The organism is Jannaschia donghaensis, from assembly GCF_001403795.1.
Taxonomy (GTDB): Bacteria; Pseudomonadota; Alphaproteobacteria; order Rhodobacterales; family Rhodobacteraceae; genus Jannaschia; species Jannaschia donghaensis.
Genome location: NZ_CXSU01000005.1, coordinates 600,014 through 619,412, shown reverse-complemented (window position 1 = coordinate 619,412; position 19,399 = coordinate 600,014). Strand labels below are relative to the sequence as shown.

Genomic DNA, 19,399 nt, shown 5'->3' with positions numbered 1-19,399 from the left:
CGGTGAAACGCGTGGCTATTCCGCCGCGCGGGACACGGGTTCGAGGTCGGGCAGGCGCAGCCTGAACGCCGCCCCACCCTGTCCCGGCAGATAAGTGACGTCTCCGCCTAGGCGCAGCATCACCTCCCGGCAGATGGCCAGACCCAAGCCCGCGCTGCCTGCGGCGGCCTGATCGCTCAAACGGGCGAATTTCTCGAAGATAAGGCCACGATCGCCAGCGGCGATGCCCGACCCGTTGTCGATGAAATCCAGCGTCACCTCCGCGCCGTCGCGCCGCACTTGGATGCGCAGGGCGGGAGTGGCCGCGTCGCAATACTTGCCGGCATTCGTGATCAAATTGATCACGACCTGCGCCAACCGGTCGCCGTCGGTCATCAGCACGATGTCCTCGGACGACGGGTCGCGCGTGATATCCAGGCCGGTCCGGCCCGACGCCGTGACCGCCCGGTCGATCACATGGCGCAGGTTGACCGGTGCGGGATGCAACACGACCTGCCCCGATTCCAGCACGCTGAGGTCCAGCAGATCGTCCAGAAGCCGGGTCAGACGCTCGCTTTCCTCCAAGATGATGCCGGCGTAATGCGCCCGCTCCGACGGCTCCAGCCCCTCGGCCCGCAGGATCTCGGAGAATGCGCGGATTGAGGTCATGGGCGTCCGCAATTCGTGACTGACCTGGCTCAGGAAGGCGTCCTTCTGATGCCCTAGCGCCGTCAGCTTGTCGTTGACCGCCCGCAGTTCGGCCGCGGTGCGGCCCAGTTCGGCCGATTGCGCCTCCAGCCGGGCGGAGTAATCCATGATCTGTGCCGTCTCGTCGGCCACGGCCAGCAGATCCTCGACCGAAACGGCGGCATCGCCGGTGATGCCGGTGACCATCGCATGGGCCGTGGCGGCCCCGACCGACCCGGCCAGCCGCCGCTCCAACCGCTCCAACAGGTCGGGCGTCGTCTCCGGCAGGTCGCCGGCGCGGCCCTGCAATGTCGCCTCGCCCGCGAAAAGCGCCTGCGCCTCGCGCCCACCCAGAATTCGCTGCGCCATTATCAGAAGCTCGTCGGCCCGCGCGCCGTCGCTGCGGCGACCCCGCCGCGGGGCGGCCCGATCAAAGACCTGCACGAAGCGCGGGGCCTGCAACTGCTCCATCGGGGTGGGACGCGTCAGCAGCGACCCGGTGCAAAAGGCGAGCGTATTCAGCCCCAGCGACAAAAGGACGGTCGTGACCAGCGGATCGCCCGTCAACCCGAACAGACCTTCGGGGCGAAGTACCGCGATGCCGAACGGGCCAGACGCCAGGACCGCGTCACTGGCAAGAACAGGCAGCAACATCGTCCAGGCCCAGACCACAAACCCCGTCACGATGCCCGCCGCCGCCCCGATCCGCGTCGCCCCGGTCCAGAACAAGCCAAAGGCGAGGGCCGGCAGAACCTGCGCCATGCCCACGAAACTGATAAGACCGATAGAGGCGAGCGCCGCCGTCCCCCCCGTCGCTCGGAAATACAGATAGCCCATCGCCAGGACGATCAGGATCGAAGCACGCCGCGCGCGCAGCACGACGCCGCGCACGTCGCCCGAGATCGACGCCCGCCCTTCGCCCCGTTCGTTCACCGCCAACCACAGCGGCATGACCACATGGTTCGACAGCATCGTCGCCAGCGCCACGGCGGCCACGATCACCATCGAGGTGGCGGAGGAAAACCCGCCCAGAAACGCCAGAAGCGCCAGCCCGCCCTGCCCCTCGGCCAGCGGCAGCGTCAGCACGAAGAGATCGGGGTTCGCGCCCGTGGGCATCCGCGCAAGACCCGTCGCCGCGATCGGCACCACGAAGATGCACATCGCCAGAAGATAGGTCGGAAAGGCCCAGGACGCGGTCGCCACATGGCGGTCGTCCGAATTTTCGACCACCAGCACCTGGAACATGCGCGGCAGGCAGATCACGGCGGCGGCAGAGACCAGGATCAGCCCCGCCCAGCGGCCGGGCACCGCCGTCCAGTCGGCCAGCGACGATGTGGCAATGACCTGATGCGTGGGGCCCAGACCGCCGTTCAGACCCCAGACCACGAAGATGCCGACCGACAATAGCGCGACCAGCTTGACGACGGCCTCTACCGCGATGGCGCTGACGATGCCGTCGTGACGTTCTCCGGTGTCGAGTTTGCGGGTGCCGAAGATAATCGTGAACACCGCCAGCCCCGCCGCGACCCAAAAGGCCAGGCCGGTCAGATCGCCCGCCTGCGTGCCGGGGGCGGCGAAGACACCGAACGACAGCGTGACCGATTGCAATTGCAGCGCGATGTAAGGGGTGGTGCCGACCACGGCCAGCAATGTCACCAGGACCGCGATCCCATTCGACTTCCCATAGCGGGAGGAAATCATGTCGGCGATCGACGTAATGCGCTCGGCCCGCCCGATCCGGACCAATTTGCGCAGGAACCACCACCAGCCAATGAAGACGAGCGTGGGGCCAAGGTAGATCGTCATGAACTCCAGCCCCGAGCGCGCCGCGTAGCCGACCGCACCGTAGAACGTCCAGGCCGTGCAATAGATCGACAACGACAGGGTATAGATCGCCGGCCCGCGCAGCAGGCTGCGCCCCTGTGCGGCCAGACGTTCCCCGGCGAAGGCCACGGCGAACAGGAAGACAACATAGACAAGCGACAGCGCGATCAGAAGATTCAGCGACAGTTGCACCGCCTAGCGCCCCTGCGGGTCGACCGCATCACGCTCGGCGCGGGCGTGCAGGTGACCCAGCCAAGCCGAAAGCAGCACCAGAAGGATCCACGCGGCAAAGAGATAGATCAGCCAAGGGGCCGTTGCCCCGGTCGTCGCGGGGCCGCCCGATAACACCAGATCGGGCAGAACGAACAGCAGCAGGCCCAGAAACGGCAACAGACGCAGCGCGTCGGCGATGCGCGCGCGCCGCAGGGCCCGACGCTGCGCTGCGCCGGCGGCGGTGCCGATGTCCGGCGACACACTCATACCGGGCCGCGGGCCAGATCGGCGACGGCGGCGACCAGCTCCTGATTGGAAAAGGGTTTGGTCATGAAACGCGTGGCCCCCAGGGCCGCCGCCCGCTCCCGGTCCTTGGTCTGCCCCTTGGCGGTCAGCATCAGGACCGGCAGATCCGCGCGCACGTCGCCCGTCCCCGCCCGGATGCCGCCCAGCACGTCGAACCCCGACCGCCCCGGCAGCATCACGTCCAGCACGACGACATCGGGTGTATGTCGGGCGACTGCATCCAGCGCGGTGGCCCCATCGGAATGGGTCGAGACGCGCCAGCCCTCGCGGCCCAGCAAAAAAGAAATCGCGGTCGCGATGTTGGGTTCATCCTCGATCAGAAGGACGCGGCCCGGTGGCGGTGTCCCATCGTTCGTCTCGACCATGCCCGGCCTCCCCTCCGGTCATTTCACGACTCAAGTGTCCTCCGTGACGGGGGCCATGTCCAGCGCGACGCCCCCGGTCAGGATCGACGGCTCCCGCCGTGCGGCGCAGGCGGGGCGCGGGCACACGCGGCAGCCGGGGCCGACGGGCATAGCATCGCCCGTGCCGTCCGCGCGCGTCAGCAACATCGTGGCCCGCAGGACAGGCACATCGCGAAAGCCCGTCGGGACCGCGGCCTGAGCCACCGCATGGACCCGCCAGACAGCCCCGTCCGGCGTCTCGATCACCGTGGAAATGGGATGTCCGGGCCGCGCCAATGCCCCGAAAATCGGCCAGAGCGGGCAGCCCGCGCCCATCACCGGCAATGCAAAACCCGCCACCGGCTTGCGCCGCAAAAGCGCGCCCGCCGCGTCGCAGACGACCAGCCCGCGCCCCGGATCGACCGTGCCCAGGCGGCGAAGCACCAGGGCAAGGTCGCCACCCGCCGCCGCAATCAGATCGTCGGGGCCGGACGCCGCCTCCACCACTTCCCGTGGCAGGCGCGCGGCGTCTTCGGCGTCGCCGCGCAAAATATCGGCGGCCAATGCACGGGCCTGCGGGTCCGCCAGCCCGGCCACCAGCGGCGCGATGGCCGACGTCCCCAGTTCTTCTAGGGCAGGAAACCGGTGTCCAGCATCGTCGAGGAACCGCGACACCACCTCCGACGGCAAAAGCCGCTCCCCCCCGTCGGTGGCGCGTCCGTCGAACAGCTCCATCACCGCCTCCACCCCATCGGCAAGGCGGCGACTGTCGGCGTCCAGATTGGCGTGGAAACGCCCGCGCCAGTTGGCGTCGATTTCGGGCGTCTGCGCCAAGATCGACGCGGTGGAGCGGACGACCGAAACCGTGGACAGCAACTCGTGCATGGCTTCGGCCAGCGTCGGATCGTGGGACAGGCGATCCGACAGCGCCTCGATCGTGCGGGCCTGCGCGGCCATAGCCTCGGCCTGCGCCTCGATCAGGCGGGCCCAGGCGGGATGCTGCTGCGCCAGGGTCGCGGCATCGGCCAGCGGTCCCTCGGCCACGCCGCCCGCGGCCCCGGCCGCCTGCACCGCCTCGATCAATGCGGAATCGCCACCTTCGGCCAAAGCCGCGCGATCGGAGCCGAGCGCCTCGGCCAGGCGGGTCAGAAGGGCCCCGCCGATCGCCCTGCGATTGTGTTCGATCAGGTTGAGGTAGGACGGGGAGATCCCAACGGTCGTCGCCAGCGCGGCCTGTTTGAGCCCGAGCGACAGTCGGCGTTCGCGGATGCGGCGGCCCGTGGGAATGGATCGGGGCATGCAACCTCTTGGACTCGCTGAAATTGCTGCAGACGCAGCGTCATCTTTCGCACCTGCGGGATAACGGATTTACAAATTTCCCGCACGACCTGTCATTTTATTTACAAGAAAACGTAGCGCAGATGAAGCCTTATTGAAGATTTGACCCTCCAAACGTCATTATGCCGACATCCCGTCAACTCGACGGGTCCGATCCGCACGCTCTGGGAGGGGATGTGCGGCATCTCAAAAACAGGGAGGGTCTCAATGACCAAATCGAACTTCACCCGCCGTGGCGTGATGAAGACCGGTGCCGCCGCAGGTGCCGCCGGCCTCGCCACTCCGACGCTGTTCACCGGCGCGGTCTGGGCCGACGCCCACACCGGCTTCACCAACGCGCCCCAGGGCGACACCGTCACGCTGGGCTTCAACGTGCCCCAATCCGGCCCCTACGCCGACGAGGGTGCCGACGAGTTGCGCGCCTTCGAACTGGCCGTCCAGCACCTGAACGGTGAAGGCGACGGCGGCATGATGCAGACCTTCTCCTCGCAGGTTCTCGACGGCACCGGCATCATGGGCAAGAAAGTCCAGTTCGTCACCGGCGACACACAGACCAAATCCGACGCCGCGCGCGCCTCGGCCCAGTCGATGATCCAGCGCGAAGGCGCGATCATGATCTCCGGCGGCTCCTCCTCGGGTGTGGCCGTGGCCGTCCAGGCGCTTTGTCAGGAAGCCGGGATCATCTTCATGGCGGGCCTCACGCACGCCAACGACACCACGGGCAAGGACAAGAAGGCGAACGGTTTCCGTCACTTCTTCAACTCCTACATGTCCGGTGCGGCCCTCGCGCCGATCCTCAACAACCTCTACGGCAGCGACCGCAAGGCATATCACCTCACGGCCGACTACAACTGGGGCTACACCACCGAGGAGGCGATCACCTCCTCGACCGAGGCGATGGGCTGGGAGACGGTGAACGCCGTCAAGACGCCGCTGACCCAGACCGACTTCTCGTCGTACATCGCGCCCGTCCTGCAGTCGGACGCCGACGTTCTGGTCCTGAACCACTACGGCGGGAACATGGTCAACTCGCTGACCAACGCGGTGCAGTTCGGCCTGCGCGACCGGATGGTCGGCGACAAGAAGTTCGAGATCGTCGTGCCGCTCTACTCCGAGTTGATGGCACGTGGTGCGGGCGCCAATATCGCCGGTATCGTCGGATCCCAGAACTGGGACTGGAAGCTGGAGAACGAGCTGGGCGACCGCTATTCGGGCACCAACGCCTTCGTGAAGTCCTTCGGCGAAAAGTACGGCTTCCCGCCCAGCCAGGCGGCGCACACCTGCTATGTGCAGACCCTGCTCTATGCGGATGCCGTGACCCGCGCCGGCAGCTTCAACCCCTGCGCCGTCGGCGAAGCCCTGGAGGACTACGAGTTCGACGGCCTTGGCAACGGTCCGACGCTGTACCGTGGCGCCGATCACCAGTGCTTCAAGGACGTCCTGGTCGTGCGCGGCAAGGAGAACCCCGAGAACGAGTTCGACCTGGTCGAAATCGTCGAGGCCACCCCGGTCGATCAGGTCACCTATGAGCCCGATCACCCGCAGTTCGCCGGCGGTTCGCTCGGCACCTGTAACCCGGGCGCCTGATCGCCTCTCCGCCGCCGCGCCACGACCGGCGCGGCGGCTCCTCCATCCCACAACGCCGGGGGGCCTCCGATGGAAGCCATCATCCTTCAATTCCTGAACGGCCTCGACAAGGGCAGCGCCTATGCGCTCATCGCCCTGGGTCTGACGCTGATCTTCGGCACGCTGGGCGTGGTGAACTTCGCCCACGGCGCGCTCTTCATGATCGGTGCGTTCTGCGCCGTCACCTTTTCCAGATTGCTCAACCTGTCGCACACCGTCGTCGACGAGAGCCGGACCGACTTTCTGGGCAACCCGCTGGAACTTCAAGTCCCCTATATGTATGACTTTTTCGGCGTGAACACCGGGGCGGCCATCATCGACTGGGCGGTGCCGCTTTCGATCCTCTTCGCCATTCCGGTGATGATCGGCATCGGCGTCGCCATGGAACGCGGCCTTATCCGTCACTTCTACAAGCGCCCGCATGCCGACCAGATCCTGGTGACTTTCGGCCTGGCCATCGTGTTGCAAGAGGTCATCAAGTATTTCTACGGGGCCAACCCGATCCCGACGCCGGCCCCGCAGGCCTTCGTGGGCAGCTTCGATTTCGGGCTGATGCTGGGCTTCGACGCGGGCTCCATCGTCTATCCCTATTGGCGTCTGATCTACTTCATGTTCGCCGCCGTCATCATTGCCGCCGTCTTTGCCTTCCTGCAGTTCACCACATTCGGGATGGTCGTGCGCGCCGGGATGGCCGACCGGGAAACCGTTACCCTGCTGGGCATCGACATCGACAAGCGGTTCACCATCATGTTCGGCATTGCCGCGGCCGTCGCGGGATTGGCAGGCGTCATGTACACCCCAATCAACTCACCGAATTACCATATGGGCATGGACTTCCTCGTGCTCAGCTTCGTGGTGGTCGTGGTGGGGGGCATGGGGTCTTTGCCGGGCGCGGTGCTCGCCGGGTTCCTGCTCGGGATCATCGAGGCGTTCGCGTCCATGGCCGAAGTCCTCGACGTGCTGCCGGGCATCAACCAGATCATCATCTATCTCGTGGCCATCATCGTGCTGCTGACCCGTCCGCGTGGCCTCATGGGCCGCAAGGGCGTGATGGAGGAATAGGACCATGACAGACCAGACCCAACAGGCCCCCGGTGCCGCCGCCCAGCCGCGGCGCGCCCAGACGGCCAATACCGGCGGCGCGCTTGGCCTGCGCAAGAAAGATTTTGCGATCTTCCTGCTGGTCATCGCCCTGACGCTCTTCGCGCCGTTCCTTCTGAACCCGTTTCCCGGCAATTCCGCGATGGCGCAGTTCAATGCGGGTTACCCGGACCTGATGCAGCGCTTCGTGATCTTCGGTATCTTCGCGATCGGCTTCAACATCCTGTTCGGCTTGACCGGATACCTCAGCTTTGGGCATGCCGCGTTCCTCGGCGTCGGGTCCTATGCGGGCATCTGGTCGATGAAGCTGCTGACGCTGAACGTCATTCCGTCGATCATCGCGTCGATGGTGGTCGCGGGGCTGTTCGCGCTGCTGGTGGGCTATATCTCGCTGCGGCGGTCGGGGATCTACTTCTCGATCCTGACGCTGGCCTTTGCGATGATGTCTTTCGCTCTGGCCTATTCCGTCCTGACGCCGATCACCGGCGGCGAGACGGGGATGCAGTTGCAATACTTCGACGCCCGCATCCTGGACGGCGCGCTGGAGCCGGGCCAGACGCCCCGCGCCAGCCTGTTCGGTCTGGACATGGCGGCGAGCGAGACGCTGCGCTTCGGTGCCTGGTCGTTCACATTCAATGTCGGATACTATCTGGCCGGGTTCATGATGCTGATCGCGTTCTACCTGTCGATCCGGATCTTCAATTCGCCTTTCGGGATGATGCTGCGGGCGGTCAAATCAAACCAGAACCGTCTCAACTATACCGGGATCAGCCCCAAGCCCTACACTCTGGCGGCCTTCGTGATCTCGGGCATGTATGCCGGTCTGGCGGGTGGTCTTCTGGTGGCGATGGACACGCAGGTCGGGGCCGAGCGGATGTTCTGGACCGCGTCGGGCGAAGTCGTGCTGATGACCATCCTTGGTGGGGCTGGCACGCTGATCGGGCCGATCCTGGGGGCGGGCTTCATCAAGTACTTCGAGAACATCGTCTCGACGATCAACAAGTCCACGCTTGAGGGGTGGTTTTCCTTCCTGCCCGACACAGCGTCCGACATCGTCGTCACCCTGATCTACCCGTTCGTGGGCAAGGGCTGGCATCTGACGCTTGGCCTTTTGTTCATGGCGGTCGTCATCTTCCTGCCCGGCGGTCTGGTGCAGGGCACTCAGAAGATCGCAACGGTGTTCCGGCGCGACAAGAAGGCGGAGCCGGTCGAGTCGGCAGCCGCCGAGCAACGCAAATCGGCGGAGGACTGAGCCATGGGCATTCTGGAGGTCAAGAACGTCGGCAAGCGCTTCGGCGGGTTGCAGGCCCTGGGCGACGTCAACCTGTCGATCGCCGAGCAGACGGTCCACGCCATCATCGGTCCGAACGGGGCGGGCAAATCGACCTTGCTCAATTGCCTGGTCGGCAAGCTGATCCCGGACACGGGGTCGGTCACCTTCGAGGGTCAGTCGGTCCTGGGGCGCAAGCCGCACGAGATCAATCAGATGGGCATCAGCCGTGTTTTCCAGACGCCCGAGATTTTCGGGGACCTGACGGTCATGGAAAACATGATGATCCCCTGCTTGGCCAAGCGCGACGGGGCCTTCGCCCTGCACGGCTACAAGCAGCTGCTGCGCGACGGCGAAATCGTCGACAAGGCAGAACATATGCTCGAAGACATGAACATGGCCGAAAAGCGCGGCATGCACGCCGCATCGCTGTCACGCGGTGACAAGCGGCGGCTGGAAATCGGTATGTGCCTGGCGCAGGAACCCCGCCTGCTTCTGCTGGATGAGCCGACGGCGGGCATGGCGCGGGCGGACACCAACAACACCATCGACCTGCTCAAGCAGATCAAGGACAGCCGCCCGATCACCATCGCCATCATCGAACACGACATGCACGTCGTCTTTTCGCTGGCCGAACGGATCACCGTGCTGGCGCAGGGCACCCCGCTGGTCGAGGACACCCCCGAAAACATCAAGGGCCACCCCAAGGTGCGCGAAGCGTACCTGGGCGAGTCCAGCGGCCACTGAGGAGATCATCCGATGACCGTCAAACCCGACTTCACCCGTGACGCCAACAAGGCCGCCACGGCTCCCGCTTATTTCAGCGTGCACGACATCCATGCCTACTACGGCGAAAGCTACATCGTCCAAGGTGTCAGCTTCAACGTCCACGAGGGCGAGATCCTGGCCCTGCTGGGGCGCAACGGGGCGGGGAAGACCTCGACCCTGCGGGCCTGTGCGCGGGTCGGCGACCCAGAGTTGAAGCACGGGGAAATCTGGCTGGATCATCAGCCGCTTCACAACATGAAGGCCCATGAGGCCGCGCAGGCGGGTCTGGGTCTGGTGCCCGAAGACCGCCGGATCATCGCGGGCCTGACGGTCGAGGAAAACCTGAAGCTGGCGCAGATCGCCCCGCCGATCGGCTGGTCGCTGGAGCGGCTGTACGAGTTGTTCCCCCGCCTGGGCGAGCGGCGCAAGCAGGAAGGCGTGACCCTGTCGGGCGGCGAGCAGCAGATGCTGGCCATCGCGCGCGCACTGGCCCGCGACGTCAAGCTGCTGCTTCTGGATGAGCCCTACGAGGGTCTTGCCCCCGTGATCGTCGACGAGATCGAGAAGACCCTGATCGAGATCCGCAAGCTGGGCATGACCACCATCTTGGTCGAACAGAATGCCGTGCGCGCGTTGGAATTGTCGGACCGCGCGGTCATCCTCGACACCGGCGGCGTGGTCTTCGACGGCCTGGCCTCCGAAGTCCTGAGCGATGAGAAGCTGCGGGCCGAATACCTCGCGATCTGAATAGATACCACGGGGGCCCCGCGCCCCCGACCCGGCCCTGCAGGGCCAAGGAGGACCCATGCCCGACGATCAGATGTACCCGCCCTCGGCCGAGATGGCCGCCAACGCCCACGCCGACCGCGCCACCTATGACGCGATGTATCAAGCCAGTGTCGAGGACCCCGAGGCGTTCTGGGCCGAGCATGGCAAGCGCGTCGATTGGATCAAGCCGTTCACCCGCGTCAAGGATACTTCCTTCGCGCCCGGCAACGTGTCGATCAAGTGGTTCGAGGACGGCACCCTGAACGTCGCCGCCAATTGCATCGACCGCCATCTCAAAGACCGGGGCACCCAAACCGCGATCATCTGGGAGCCCGACTCGCCGGACGATAAAGCGCAGCACATCACGTACCAGCAGCTGCACGCGCATGTCTGCAAATTCGCCAACGTCCTCAAGGGCATGGGCGTGACCAAGGGCGACCGCGTCGTCCTTTACATGCCGATGATCCCGCAGGCGGCCTATGCCATGCTGGCCTGCGCGCGGATTGGCGCGATCCATTCGATCGTCTTCGCCGGTTTCTCGGCTGATGCCCTGGGCGCGCGGATCAACGGCTGCGATGCGAAGGTCGTGATCACGGCCGACGGTGCCCCGCGCGGCGGGCGCGTGACGAACCTCAAGGACAACGTCAATCAGGCGCTGCTGCACGCGGACCACGACGTGAAGTGCCTGATCGTCAAGCGAACCGGGCAACAGGTCGCGCTGCGCCCCGAAGGTGACATCTGGCTTCACGAAGCCGAGCAGGACGTGTCCAACGATTGCCCGCCCGAAGAGATGGACGCCGAAGACCCGCTCTTCATCCTCTACACGTCCGGATCGACGGGGATGCCCAAGGGTGTCGTCCATACGACCGGCGGATACCTCGTCTATGCGGCGATGACGCATCAATACACCTTCGACTACAAGGACGGGGAGGTGTTCTGGTGCACCGCTGACGTCGGCTGGGTCACGGGCCACAGCTACATCGTCTATGGCCCGCTTGCGAACGGCGCCACGACCCTGATGTTCGAGGGGGTCCCGACCTATCCCGATGCCGGCCGGTTCTGGGCCGTCTGCGACAAGCACAAGGTCGCGCAGTTCTACACCGCGCCCACGGCTTTGCGCGCGTTGATGGGTCAGGGCAATTCCTTTGTGGAACCCTATGACCTCAGTTCCATCCGCATCCTCGGCACCGTCGGAGAGCCAATCAATCCAGAAGCCTGGACCTGGTACAACGATATCATCGGCAAGGGAAAATGCCCCATCGTCGACACCTGGTGGCAGACCGAAACCGGTGGCCACCTGCTGACGCCGCTGCCGGGGGCGACACCGACCAAACCCGGTTCGGCCACCCTGCCCTTCTTCGGCATCCAGCCCGTGATCCTGGAGCCGACGACCGGCGAAGAAATCAACGAGACGGCCGCCGAAGGTGTGCTGTGCATCGCCGACAGCTGGCCCGGCCAGATGCGAACGGTCTGGGGCGATCACGCGCGGTTCGAGAAGACCTATTTCTCGGACTACAAGAACTACTATTTCACCGGTGATGGCTGTCGCCGCGATGCCGATGGCTACTACTGGATCACCGGGCGCGTGGACGATGTCATCAACGTGTCGGGGCACCGCATGGGCACGGCGGAGGTCGAAAGCGCCTTGGTCGCGCATAAGGCCGTCGCCGAAGCAGCCGTCGTCGGCTATCCGCACAATGTGAAGGGTCAGGGCATCTATGCCTATGTCACGCTGATGGGCGGAGAGGAGCCGTCGGAGGCGTTGCGCAAGGAATTGTCCGACTGGGTCCGCTCCGAAATCGGACCGATCGCCAAACCCGATCTGATCCAATGGGCCCCTGGCCTGCCCAAAACGCGGTCGGGCAAGATCATGCGCCGCATCCTGCGCAAGATCGCCGAGAACGATCACGACACCTTGGGGGACACGTCTACCTTGGCGGATCCTTCAGTGGTCGATGATCTGATCGAGAACCGGATGAATCGATAAAGGTCTGATTCATATAAGTTAACCACGTCACCATATGGCCCCGCTGCGTCCTTTCAATTGGCACGCGGCGGGGTTTTTTTTGCCCTGTACGAAACCTTCAGATGCAGGAGCATGAAATGACGACAATCGGCAGTATCGCCTCCGGGCCATTCAACCGTCCAAGTCCCCCACCACCGGACGACAGCACCGACCCCCAGTCCGAACCCGACGCCCCCACCGACGCGGATGGCCCCTCGGAAACGGGCGGCACCGCGGCCAGCGGGCCCGACACGGTCGGCAGCGAGGACGGGACCGGAACCGGTCCCGGCACGACCAACGGCAACGATACCTTGCAAAACGGGTCCTCAGCGCCGCCTGACACATCAACTGCGGTCAGATCGGACGTCGCGCAACCGACGGTGGAGGAGGCCAGAAGCATCACGCTCGACAGTGTGATCTCCGAGTCGCAACGCCTCGATCTCGCCTTCGCGCGCAACCTGGATGCGGCGCTGGCCAAGCGATATGCGGAGGCAGCACGCTTGGACCTCATCTCCGACCAAATGCTGGAGGAGTTGCAAGGCGGGAACACGTCGCGCGAGGCCTTTACCCGGGATGTAGAGGCCCTGCGCGCCAGTGAGGAGCCGCAATCGGCCGAAACCCTCGACCGCGCGGCGTGATGAATTGGGGGACGCGATCCCGCGTCCCCTTTTAACACAATCTAAAGACTCTCTTGCCACCCTTTCGGTCGATATCAACGGCAACGGAGGACTCGGTATGGAGATCCAGCCCAACAGTTCACGCGACGTCCCGACTACTTTCAAACCGATTCCGCCCCCTGTATCGCCCACGCCCCTCGTTCCTGTGCCGGATACGATGGGGTCGGGGGCCGCTCTGCCCGACCGGATCCGAACGGGCGGTCCGACCCGGATCGACGATGGTGCCGCACCCATGTCCGCCCGACGCATCGCTTCCACCGACGCCATCGCAGGTCTGGAGGCGGGCGCGGCCCTGGTCCTCGCCGATCTTCGCCGCACTCGTAAGATCGCCGCGACGGAAGCAGACGCCACGGGTTCGCCCATCGAAGCGGCGAGGCAGAACATCCTCGCCAGTGTCGCCGAAATTCGCCACGCGATGATCCCACCGACGCTGACCCTTCTGGACCGACGACGATAGGATCGGCACCGACGCGGCATCCTCCCGCGACCCGTTCGCATTCTATGTGATGTCATTGGGGAATTCAGATGTCGTCTGCCAATGGCGAGCCACTTCGCCTGCCGTCCCTTGGCGACCGCCCCGGATTGACCGCCGCGCTTCGCAAATGCTTTCCCTCGCGTCCTGTCCGGGGTAAGGGCGAAGGAAACAGGCTGCGGAGACGGGAATGACAAAGAACCACGAAAGCGATGTCGCCTTCATCAAGGCCCTCGCCGAACTTCTGCGCGAAAACGATCTGAGCGAGTTGGAAGTCAGCCGCGAATACGGCGAGGACGACGCCCTGAACGTTCGTGTCGCCCGTCAGATGGTCGCCGCCCCCGTGCAGCATGCCGTCGCCGCCCCGGCAGCCGCGCCGGCCCCCGCCGCCGCAGCAGCGGCCCCGCAGGAAGATCCAGCACAAGATCCCGGTGCTGTCACCTCGCCCATGGTCGGCACCGTCTACCTATCGTCCGAACCGGGATCGGCCGCCTTCGTGTCGGTCGGCGATACGGTCGCCGAAGGCCAGACCCTGCTGATCGTCGAGGCGATGAAGACGATGAACCAGATTCCCAGCCCCCGCGCCGGCAAGGTCACGCGCATCCTGGTCGAAGACGGCGCGCCCGTTGAATTCGGTGCCCCGCTCGTGATCTTGGGGTAAGCCCATGTTCAAGAAAATCCTGATCGCCAATCGCGGAGAGATTGCGCTGCGTGTCGTGCGCGCGGCGCGCGAAATGGGCATCGCCTCGGTCGCGGTCCATTCGACGGCGGATGCCGACGCGATGCATGTGCGCATGGCGGACGAGTCGATCTGCATCGGCCCGGCCTCGGGCACGCTGTCCTATCTGTCGGTTCCCGCGATCATTTCCGCCTGCGAGATTTCGGGGGCGGAGGCGATCCACCCCGGCTATGGCTTCCTGTCCGAGAACGCGAACTTCGTTCAGGCGCTCCAGGATCACGGCATCACCTTCATCGGTCCTACGGCGGAACACATCCGCATCATGGGCGACAAGATTACCGCCAAGGACACGATGCTGAATCTGGGCGTGCCCTGCGTTCCCGGCTCCGAAGGCGGCGTGCCGACGATCGAGGATGCGGAGCGGATCGGCGGGGAAATCGGCTATCCGGTCATCGTCAAGGCCACGGCGGGCGGTGGCGGGCGCGGCATGAAGCTGGCCAAGACGGCACGCGACATGGATGCCGCGTTCCATCAGGCCCGATCGGAGGCGAAAGCCGCCTTCGGTAACGACGAAGTCTATATCGAGAAATACCTGACCACGCCCCGCCACATCGAAGTGCAGGTCTTCGGCGACGGCAAGGGCGGCGCCGTCCATCTGGGCGAACGCGACTGTTCGCTGCAGCGCCGTCACCAGAAGGTCTTCGAGGAGGCCCCCGGCCCCGCCATCACCCCCGAGATGCGCGCGCGGATCGGCAAGACCTGCGCCGACGCCGTGGCCCGCATCGACTACGCCGGGGCCGGCACGATCGAATTCCTGTACGAGAACGGCGAATTCTACTTCATCGAGATGAACACCCGGCTTCAGGTCGAACACCCGGTGACCGAGGCGATTTTCGGCGTCGACCTCGTGCGCGAACAGATCCGCGTGGCCGCCGGACTGCCGATGTCGTTCGTTCAGGACGAGTTGCAGATCAACGGTCATGCCATCGAGGTCCGCATCAACGCCGAGAAACTGCCGAACTTCGCGCCTTCGCCGGGACGGATCACGCAGTACCATGCCCCCGGCGGATTGGGCGTTCGGATGGATTCCGCGCTCTATGATGGCTATTCGATCCCGCCCTACTACGATTCTCTCATCGGCAAGCTGATCGTTCACGGCCGCGACCGGGAGGAGGCGATGGCCCGCCTGCGCCGCTCCCTCGGAGAGTTGATCGTGGACGGCGTGGACACGACCATTCCGCTGCATGTGGCCCTGTGCGAAGACCCTGACGTGCAATCGGGCAACTACACCATTCACTGGCTTGAAAAATGGCTCGAAACGCATTTGGGGTCCTGATCTTCAGCCTCGCACTTGGCCCCGCCGCCTGCAGCGAGGCCTTGGTGCCGGGGCAGAAGGCGGCGTCCGTGGGCGTCCCACCGGGGGATGCGTTGTTTGCCAACGGCCGCGATGCGCGTAATTTCGATACTTTCGCGGACCGCTTCACGACCATCGACTGCCGGGGTCTGGATGCATCGCGCGCGGCCCTGCGTACACAGGCGGAAAAGAGCGGATCGTCCAGCACCGGCATCGTCGCCGGAGCGTTGGGCGCGTTGATCGGCGGGCCCGCAGGCGCGCTGGCGCAGGTCATCGGCAGCGAAGCCTCGCAACTCGTCGCCAAATCCGGCAACGTTCGCTTGGCCGCCGCCGAAGCCGTCCATGTCGCGAAGTCCTGCGATAAACCGCCAGCGCAGCGGGGCCGGCCCGTGACACCCCCGGCCTTCCCGACTTTGGTCGTGCCCGCCACGGTGGAGACCTGAGCGAACGGGCTTTTCAGCCTGGTCCGCAGCGCCTATCCTGTGTTCATGCCCCGCGACATGCCCCCGATTACGCCCGAAACCTTGCTGATGGCCTATGCCTCCGGCGTGTTTCCGATGGCCGAAGGCCGCGACGATCCCGAAATCTTCTGGGTCGATCCCAAGCAGCGTGGCGTCCTGCCGCTGGATGGGTTCCGCATGTCGCGCAGCCTGTCGAAAACCGTCGGGCAATCCCCCTTCGTCGTCACCCTGAACGAGGATTTCGGCGGCGTCCTGGCCGGTTGTGCCGACAGAGAGGAGACGTGGATCAACGCGGAGATCGCGGCGCTTTATCTGGAGTTACACCGGTCGGGCTTTGCCCATTCGCTGGAGGTCTGGGCCGATCACGGCCAGCGGCTGGTCGGTGGCGTCTATGGCGTGACGCTCGGCTCCGCGTTCTTCGGGGAATCGATGTTTTCGCGGGCCCGCGACGCATCGAAGATCGCGCTCGCCTATATGGTTACGCTGTTGCGACAGCAGGGGTTCACGCTGTTCGACACGCAGTTCCTGACGGACCACCTGGCATCACTCGGCGGGGCGGAGATTTCGCGGGCGCAATATCATGCCCAGCTGACCCACGCTCTGGGCCGGACCGCGGATCTGGAGGGCCCGATGCCTCAGTCGCTGGCGGTCAGACAGCTAAGAACCCAAACATCGTAGCGGCGGTGTTCCAGCGCGTTGAGCGCCGGGGACGAAGCGATCATCCAACCCGCGAAGAGTTCCTTCACCTCGCGTGCATCGACCACCTGGATCAACGCAAAGGCGTCCCCGCCCCTGTTGTTGGACGGATAGCGACATTCGTGCAGCGTTACCTGAAGGACGCCGTAGGCCATGGTCTGGCCGATGGCCATTTCGACGTCCACGACTTCGCCCGAAACCTTGTCGAGCGTGCGCAGTACCGCGCCCAGGCCCTGCCCCGTGCGCGTGGCCGTCCCGGTGTCCAGACGTACCTGGGCCTGCGCCGCCGAAGCGGTCAGCAACAGCAGAACGGTCAGCGCGCGGATCACTCGGGGTTCCATGCCTCATAGTCGGAGGCGGGCTTGACGTCGGCGCGGCGCAGCGACCCCTTGCGCAGGAAGGCGGCATCCGACCCCGTCAGGTTCGGCTTATGCGGTTTTTCCCATGTCTTGTGCAGCATCGGATCTTCGGTCGGCGGCATAGCGTACATCTTGTGCAGCCACCCGAACCATTCCGCCGGAACGCGGCTGGCGTCGTTGTCGCCTGCATAATGCACCCAGCGGCGGCTGTCGTCGTCGTTGCGGAAATATACGTTGCCGTCGGAATCTTCGCCGACGCGGGTGCCGAAACGCCAGGTCCACAGGGCAGTGCCGAAGCTCTGCCCGTCCCACCAGCCGACGAGACGCTTGAAGAATCCGGCCATGTCCACCTCCGTTCGGTCGTTCCCACTCTCCTACACCGACACGCCCGGCGGTCAAGGTGGCGGCCGTCTGTGCGCGGATGCGGCGGGTCTGCGCGGAAATGCGAATTGAACCGATCGGTTCAGTTTCCTATCTGGTGGGCAAGTCAAAAGGATTTTCCATGTTCCGCGCCGTCGCCGCCCTCCTCGCCCTCTGCCTTACCGCCCTGCCCGCCACCGCACAGGAGGGTCACCCGATGGGCGGTGCCGCCATGGTCGATCAAAGCACCGCCTTCATCGACGCGTTCGGCGTCGCCATCGACCGCGACCACGACAGCACCATTTCCGTGGAGGAGATGGATCTGGCCAGTGTGGACGTCTTCACCTCCATGGACACGGACGGCGATGCACGGCTGACGCGAGCGGAAATGATGGAATGGGAATACGGCTTTGCCGAGCTTGCGGCCTTCCGCGGTCGGCAGGCAGAGTTCGAGGTCGCCGTGACGATGGTGTTCGATCTGCTGGATTCCGATGCGGACGGTGGAATCAGCGTGGCGGAGCACACGTCGGGCCTGCAACTGGCGCGCAGGCTTGCGGACCGCGACGGCGACGGCGGCCTGTCGCTGACCGAATTCCGGGAAGATTTCATCGTCATCACCGCCCTGCGTCGCGGGGTCGGCAGCGCGGGTCCCCGCTGAGACAGAAGGCCACTGGCCCCCGCCCCCCGGCGGCGCTACTTTGCGCGCAATTCCGAGGGAGAGACCAATGACCGAGACCCGCCAATACGGCTTCGACACCCTGCAAATCCACGCCGGCGCGCGCCCCGATCCGGCCACCGGCGCGCGGCAGACGCCGATCTATCAGACCACCGCCTATGTCTTCCGCGATGCGGAACATGCCGCCGCGCTGTTCAATCTTCAGGAAGTCGGCTTCATCTATTCGCGCCTGACCAACCCGACCGTGGCCGTGCTGCAGGAACGCATCGCCACTTTGGAGGGTGGCGCGGGGGCCGTGTGCTGTTCCTCGGGGCACGCCGCGCAGATCATGGCGCTCTTCCCGCTGATGCGGCCCGGCTGCAACATCGTCGCCTCCACCCGGCTTTACGGAGGGACGGTCACGCAATTCAGCCAGACCATCAAACGCTTCGGATGGTCGTGCAAATTCGTCGACTTCGACGATCTGGACGCAGTGAAGGACGCCATCGACGATGACACCCGCGCGGTGTTCGGGGAAGCCATCGCCAACCCCGGCGGCTGGATCATGGACGTGCGCGCCGTGGCCGACATCGCGGATGCGGCGGGCCTGCCGCTGATCATCGACAACACCACCGCCACGCCATACCTCGTCCGCCCGATCGAGATGGGCGCGACCCTGGTCGTTCATTCGACCACCAAGTACCTGACCGGCAACGGCACCGTCACCGGTGGCTGCGTCGTGGATTCGGGCACGTTCGATTGGTCCGCATCGGGCAAGTTCCCGTCCCTATCGGAGGCCGAACCCGCCTATCACGGCCTGAAGTTCCACGAGACGTTCGGCGGCCTTGCCTTCACCTTCCACGGTATCGCCGTCGGTCTGCGCGACCTGGGCATGACGATGAACCCGCAGGCCGCGCATTATACCCTATGCGGAATCGAAACGCTGTCCCTGCGCATGGACCGCCACGTCAAGAACGCCGAGACGGTTGCGGGATGGCTGGAGAAGCACGACGCGGTCGACCATGTGACCTATGCCGGTCTCGCCTCCTCGCCCTACAACGCGCTGGCCAAGAAGGTCTGCCCCAAAGGGGCCGGCGGTCTGTTCACCGTGGCGCTCAAAGGCGGCTACGACGCCTGCGTCAAGTTCGTCGACAACCTCGAAATCTTCAGCCACGTCGCCAACCTCGGCGATGCGCGCAGCCTCGTCATCCATTCCGCCTCCACCACCCACCGCCAGCTGTCGCCCGAGCAGCAGGAGGCGGCAGGTGCCGGCCCGAACGTGGTGCGCATTTCCATCGGGATCGAGGATGCCGACGACCTTATCGCCGATCTGGAGCAGGCGCTGTCCAAGGTCTCCTAAGTCTTCGCTAAATCGGTCGCGGCCCGCCTTTCAGGTGCGGGCCGCGTCCCGCCCCGGC

Annotated in this window: 20 protein-coding genes; 14 read left to right on the top strand and 6 right to left on the bottom strand. The window is 65.2% G+C overall.

Going from position 1 to position 19,399, the window contains the following annotated elements; genetic code table 11:
• Window positions 1–15: 15 nt before the first annotated feature.
• The 4 genes from JDO7802_RS03725 to JDO7802_RS03710 are packed head-to-tail and all read right to left on the bottom strand — an operon-like array spanning window position 16 to window position 4,691.
• Window positions 16–2,676 (bottom strand): ATP-binding protein, encoded by a 2,661-nt coding sequence (locus JDO7802_RS03725; RefSeq protein WP_055083031.1) that lies wholly within the window; start codon window positions 2,674–2,676, stop codon window positions 16–18.
• A 9-nt stretch (window positions 2,677–2,685) separates the two neighbouring features.
• Window positions 2,686–2,970, bottom strand: a complete 285-nt coding sequence (locus tag JDO7802_RS03720) for a hypothetical protein (RefSeq protein WP_055082683.1) — start codon at window positions 2,968–2,970, stop codon at window positions 2,686–2,688.
• The gene (locus tag JDO7802_RS03715) at window positions 2,967–3,374 is read right to left on the bottom strand and encodes a response regulator transcription factor (protein WP_055082681.1); all 408 of its coding nucleotides are present in this window, start codon (window positions 3,372–3,374) and stop codon (window positions 2,967–2,969) included. Before JDO7802_RS03715 ends, JDO7802_RS03720 begins: the two co-directional genes overlap by 4 nt.
• A gap of 30 nt (window positions 3,375–3,404) precedes the next feature.
• A complete protein-coding gene (locus JDO7802_RS03710; protein ID WP_055082679.1) occupies window positions 3,405–4,691 on the bottom strand; it encodes a short-chain fatty acyl-CoA regulator family protein in 1,287 nt (428 codons plus the stop codon).
• 246 nt (window positions 4,692–4,937) lie between these two features.
• Here JDO7802_RS03710 and JDO7802_RS03705 point away from each other — a divergent pair, with 246 nt between their 5' ends.
• The 12 genes from JDO7802_RS03705 (at window position 4,938) to aat (ending at window position 16,589) form a co-directional block, all read left to right on the top strand.
• The gene (locus JDO7802_RS03705; protein ID WP_055082677.1) at window positions 4,938–6,317 is read left to right on the top strand and encodes a substrate-binding protein; all 1,380 of its coding nucleotides are present in this window, start codon (window positions 4,938–4,940) and stop codon (window positions 6,315–6,317) included.
• A gap of 69 nt (window positions 6,318–6,386) precedes the next feature.
• Window positions 6,387–7,418 (top strand): branched-chain amino acid ABC transporter permease, encoded by a 1,032-nt coding sequence (locus tag JDO7802_RS03700; RefSeq protein WP_055082675.1) that lies wholly within the window; start codon window positions 6,387–6,389, stop codon window positions 7,416–7,418.
• Between the two features lie 4 nt (window positions 7,419–7,422).
• Complete coding sequence (locus JDO7802_RS03695; protein WP_083480992.1) at window positions 7,423–8,709, top strand: branched-chain amino acid ABC transporter permease; 1,287 nt, start codon at window positions 7,423–7,425, stop codon at window positions 8,707–8,709.
• A gap of 3 nt (window positions 8,710–8,712) precedes the next feature.
• On the top strand, window positions 8,713–9,474 hold the full coding sequence (locus tag JDO7802_RS03690) for an ABC transporter ATP-binding protein (RefSeq protein ID WP_055082673.1): 762 nt from the start codon (window positions 8,713–8,715) through the stop codon (window positions 9,472–9,474).
• A gap of 12 nt (window positions 9,475–9,486) precedes the next feature.
• Complete coding sequence (locus JDO7802_RS03685) at window positions 9,487–10,242, top strand: ABC transporter ATP-binding protein (RefSeq protein ID WP_055082671.1); 756 nt, start codon at window positions 9,487–9,489, stop codon at window positions 10,240–10,242.
• Window positions 10,243–10,300: 58 nt separating this feature from the next.
• A complete protein-coding gene (gene acs, locus JDO7802_RS03680) occupies window positions 10,301–12,250 on the top strand; it encodes an acetate--CoA ligase (RefSeq protein ID WP_055082669.1) in 1,950 nt (649 codons plus the stop codon).
• Window positions 12,251–12,351: 101 nt separating this feature from the next.
• Window positions 12,352–12,906, top strand: a complete 555-nt coding sequence (locus tag JDO7802_RS03675) for a hypothetical protein (RefSeq protein WP_144430501.1) — start codon at window positions 12,352–12,354, stop codon at window positions 12,904–12,906.
• A 184-nt stretch (window positions 12,907–13,090) separates the two neighbouring features.
• Entirely contained in the window at window positions 13,091–13,402 is a 312-nt protein-coding gene (locus JDO7802_RS03670; protein WP_187298088.1) for a hypothetical protein, read from the top strand.
• Between the two features lie 205 nt (window positions 13,403–13,607).
• On the top strand, window positions 13,608–14,078 hold the full coding sequence (accB, locus tag JDO7802_RS03665) for an acetyl-CoA carboxylase biotin carboxyl carrier protein (RefSeq protein WP_055082664.1): 471 nt from the start codon (window positions 13,608–13,610) through the stop codon (window positions 14,076–14,078).
• Window positions 14,079–14,082: 4 nt separating this feature from the next.
• Window positions 14,083–15,432 carry an acetyl-CoA carboxylase biotin carboxylase subunit gene (gene accC / locus JDO7802_RS03660; protein ID WP_055082662.1) on the top strand — a complete coding sequence of 450 codons (1,350 nt, stop codon included), beginning with the start codon at window positions 14,083–14,085 and terminating at the stop codon, window positions 15,430–15,432.
• Window positions 15,405–15,893: a hypothetical protein gene (locus tag JDO7802_RS03655; protein WP_055082660.1), complete on the top strand. Its 489-nt coding sequence runs from the start codon at window positions 15,405–15,407 to the stop codon at window positions 15,891–15,893. Before accC ends, JDO7802_RS03655 begins: the two co-directional genes overlap by 28 nt.
• A gap of 45 nt (window positions 15,894–15,938) precedes the next feature.
• On the top strand, window positions 15,939–16,589 hold the full coding sequence (gene aat / locus JDO7802_RS03650; RefSeq protein WP_245624098.1) for a leucyl/phenylalanyl-tRNA--protein transferase: 651 nt from the start codon (window positions 15,939–15,941) through the stop codon (window positions 16,587–16,589).
• On the opposite strand, the gene JDO7802_RS03645 is transcribed toward aat, so the two are convergent.
• A complete protein-coding gene (locus tag JDO7802_RS03645) occupies window positions 16,547–16,948 on the bottom strand; it encodes a DUF2155 domain-containing protein (protein ID WP_144430499.1) in 402 nt (133 codons plus the stop codon). The two genes, aat and JDO7802_RS03645, sit on opposite strands and share 43 nt — an antisense overlap.
• Window positions 16,933–17,316, bottom strand: coding sequence for an NADH:ubiquinone oxidoreductase subunit NDUFA12 (locus tag JDO7802_RS03640; protein WP_055082658.1), 384 nt, complete (start codon window positions 17,314–17,316; stop codon window positions 16,933–16,935). Before JDO7802_RS03640 ends, JDO7802_RS03645 begins: the two co-directional genes overlap by 16 nt.
• Before the next feature lie 152 nt (window positions 17,317–17,468).
• Here JDO7802_RS03640 and JDO7802_RS03635 point away from each other — a divergent pair, with 152 nt between their 5' ends.
• Together JDO7802_RS03635 and JDO7802_RS03630 are read left to right on the top strand one after the other, a co-directional pair.
• Entirely contained in the window at window positions 17,469–17,984 is a 516-nt protein-coding gene (locus tag JDO7802_RS03635; RefSeq protein ID WP_055082657.1) for an EF-hand domain-containing protein, read from the top strand.
• Between the two features lie 67 nt (window positions 17,985–18,051).
• Window positions 18,052–19,341 (top strand): O-acetylhomoserine aminocarboxypropyltransferase/cysteine synthase family protein, encoded by a 1,290-nt coding sequence (locus JDO7802_RS03630; protein WP_055082655.1) that lies wholly within the window; start codon window positions 18,052–18,054, stop codon window positions 19,339–19,341.
• Window positions 19,342–19,399 lie beyond the last annotated feature (58 nt).

What these genes read in the sequence shown, in the direction of transcription:
- JDO7802_RS03685 (WP_055082671.1), top strand. Translation starts at nt 9,487, where the DNA reads ATGACCGTCAAACCCGACTTCACCCGTGACGCCAACAAGGCCGCCACG.
- acs (WP_055082669.1), top strand. Translation starts at nt 10,301, where the DNA reads ATGCCCGACGATCAGATGTACCCGCCCTCGGCCGAGATGGCCGCCAAC.
- JDO7802_RS03690 (WP_055082673.1), top strand. Translation starts at nt 8,713, where the DNA reads ATGGGCATTCTGGAGGTCAAGAACGTCGGCAAGCGCTTCGGCGGGTTG.
- JDO7802_RS03720 (WP_055082683.1), bottom strand. Translation starts at nt 2,970, where the DNA reads ATGAGTGTGTCGCCGGACATCGGCACCGCCGCCGGCGCAGCGCAGCGT.
- JDO7802_RS03710 (WP_055082679.1), bottom strand. Translation starts at nt 4,691, where the DNA reads ATGCCCCGATCCATTCCCACGGGCCGCCGCATCCGCGAACGCCGACTG.
- JDO7802_RS03655 (WP_055082660.1), top strand. Translation starts at nt 15,405, where the DNA reads ATGGCTCGAAACGCATTTGGGGTCCTGATCTTCAGCCTCGCACTTGGC.
- JDO7802_RS03695 (WP_083480992.1), top strand. Translation starts at nt 7,423, where the DNA reads ATGACAGACCAGACCCAACAGGCCCCCGGTGCCGCCGCCCAGCCGCGG.
- JDO7802_RS03675 (WP_144430501.1), top strand. Translation starts at nt 12,352, where the DNA reads ATGCAGGAGCATGAAATGACGACAATCGGCAGTATCGCCTCCGGGCCA.
- JDO7802_RS03700 (WP_055082675.1), top strand. Translation starts at nt 6,387, where the DNA reads ATGGAAGCCATCATCCTTCAATTCCTGAACGGCCTCGACAAGGGCAGC.
- JDO7802_RS03645 (WP_144430499.1), bottom strand. Translation starts at nt 16,948, where the DNA reads ATGGAACCCCGAGTGATCCGCGCGCTGACCGTTCTGCTGTTGCTGACC.
- accB (WP_055082664.1), top strand. Translation starts at nt 13,608, where the DNA reads ATGACAAAGAACCACGAAAGCGATGTCGCCTTCATCAAGGCCCTCGCC.
- JDO7802_RS03715 (WP_055082681.1), bottom strand. Translation starts at nt 3,374, where the DNA reads ATGGTCGAGACGAACGATGGGACACCGCCACCGGGCCGCGTCCTTCTG.
- JDO7802_RS03635 (WP_055082657.1), top strand. Translation starts at nt 17,469, where the DNA reads ATGTTCCGCGCCGTCGCCGCCCTCCTCGCCCTCTGCCTTACCGCCCTG.
- JDO7802_RS03630 (WP_055082655.1), top strand. Translation starts at nt 18,052, where the DNA reads ATGACCGAGACCCGCCAATACGGCTTCGACACCCTGCAAATCCACGCC.
- aat (WP_245624098.1), top strand. Translation starts at nt 15,939, where the DNA reads ATGCCCCGCGACATGCCCCCGATTACGCCCGAAACCTTGCTGATGGCC.
- accC (WP_055082662.1), top strand. Translation starts at nt 14,083, where the DNA reads ATGTTCAAGAAAATCCTGATCGCCAATCGCGGAGAGATTGCGCTGCGT.
- JDO7802_RS03705 (WP_055082677.1), top strand. Translation starts at nt 4,938, where the DNA reads ATGACCAAATCGAACTTCACCCGCCGTGGCGTGATGAAGACCGGTGCC.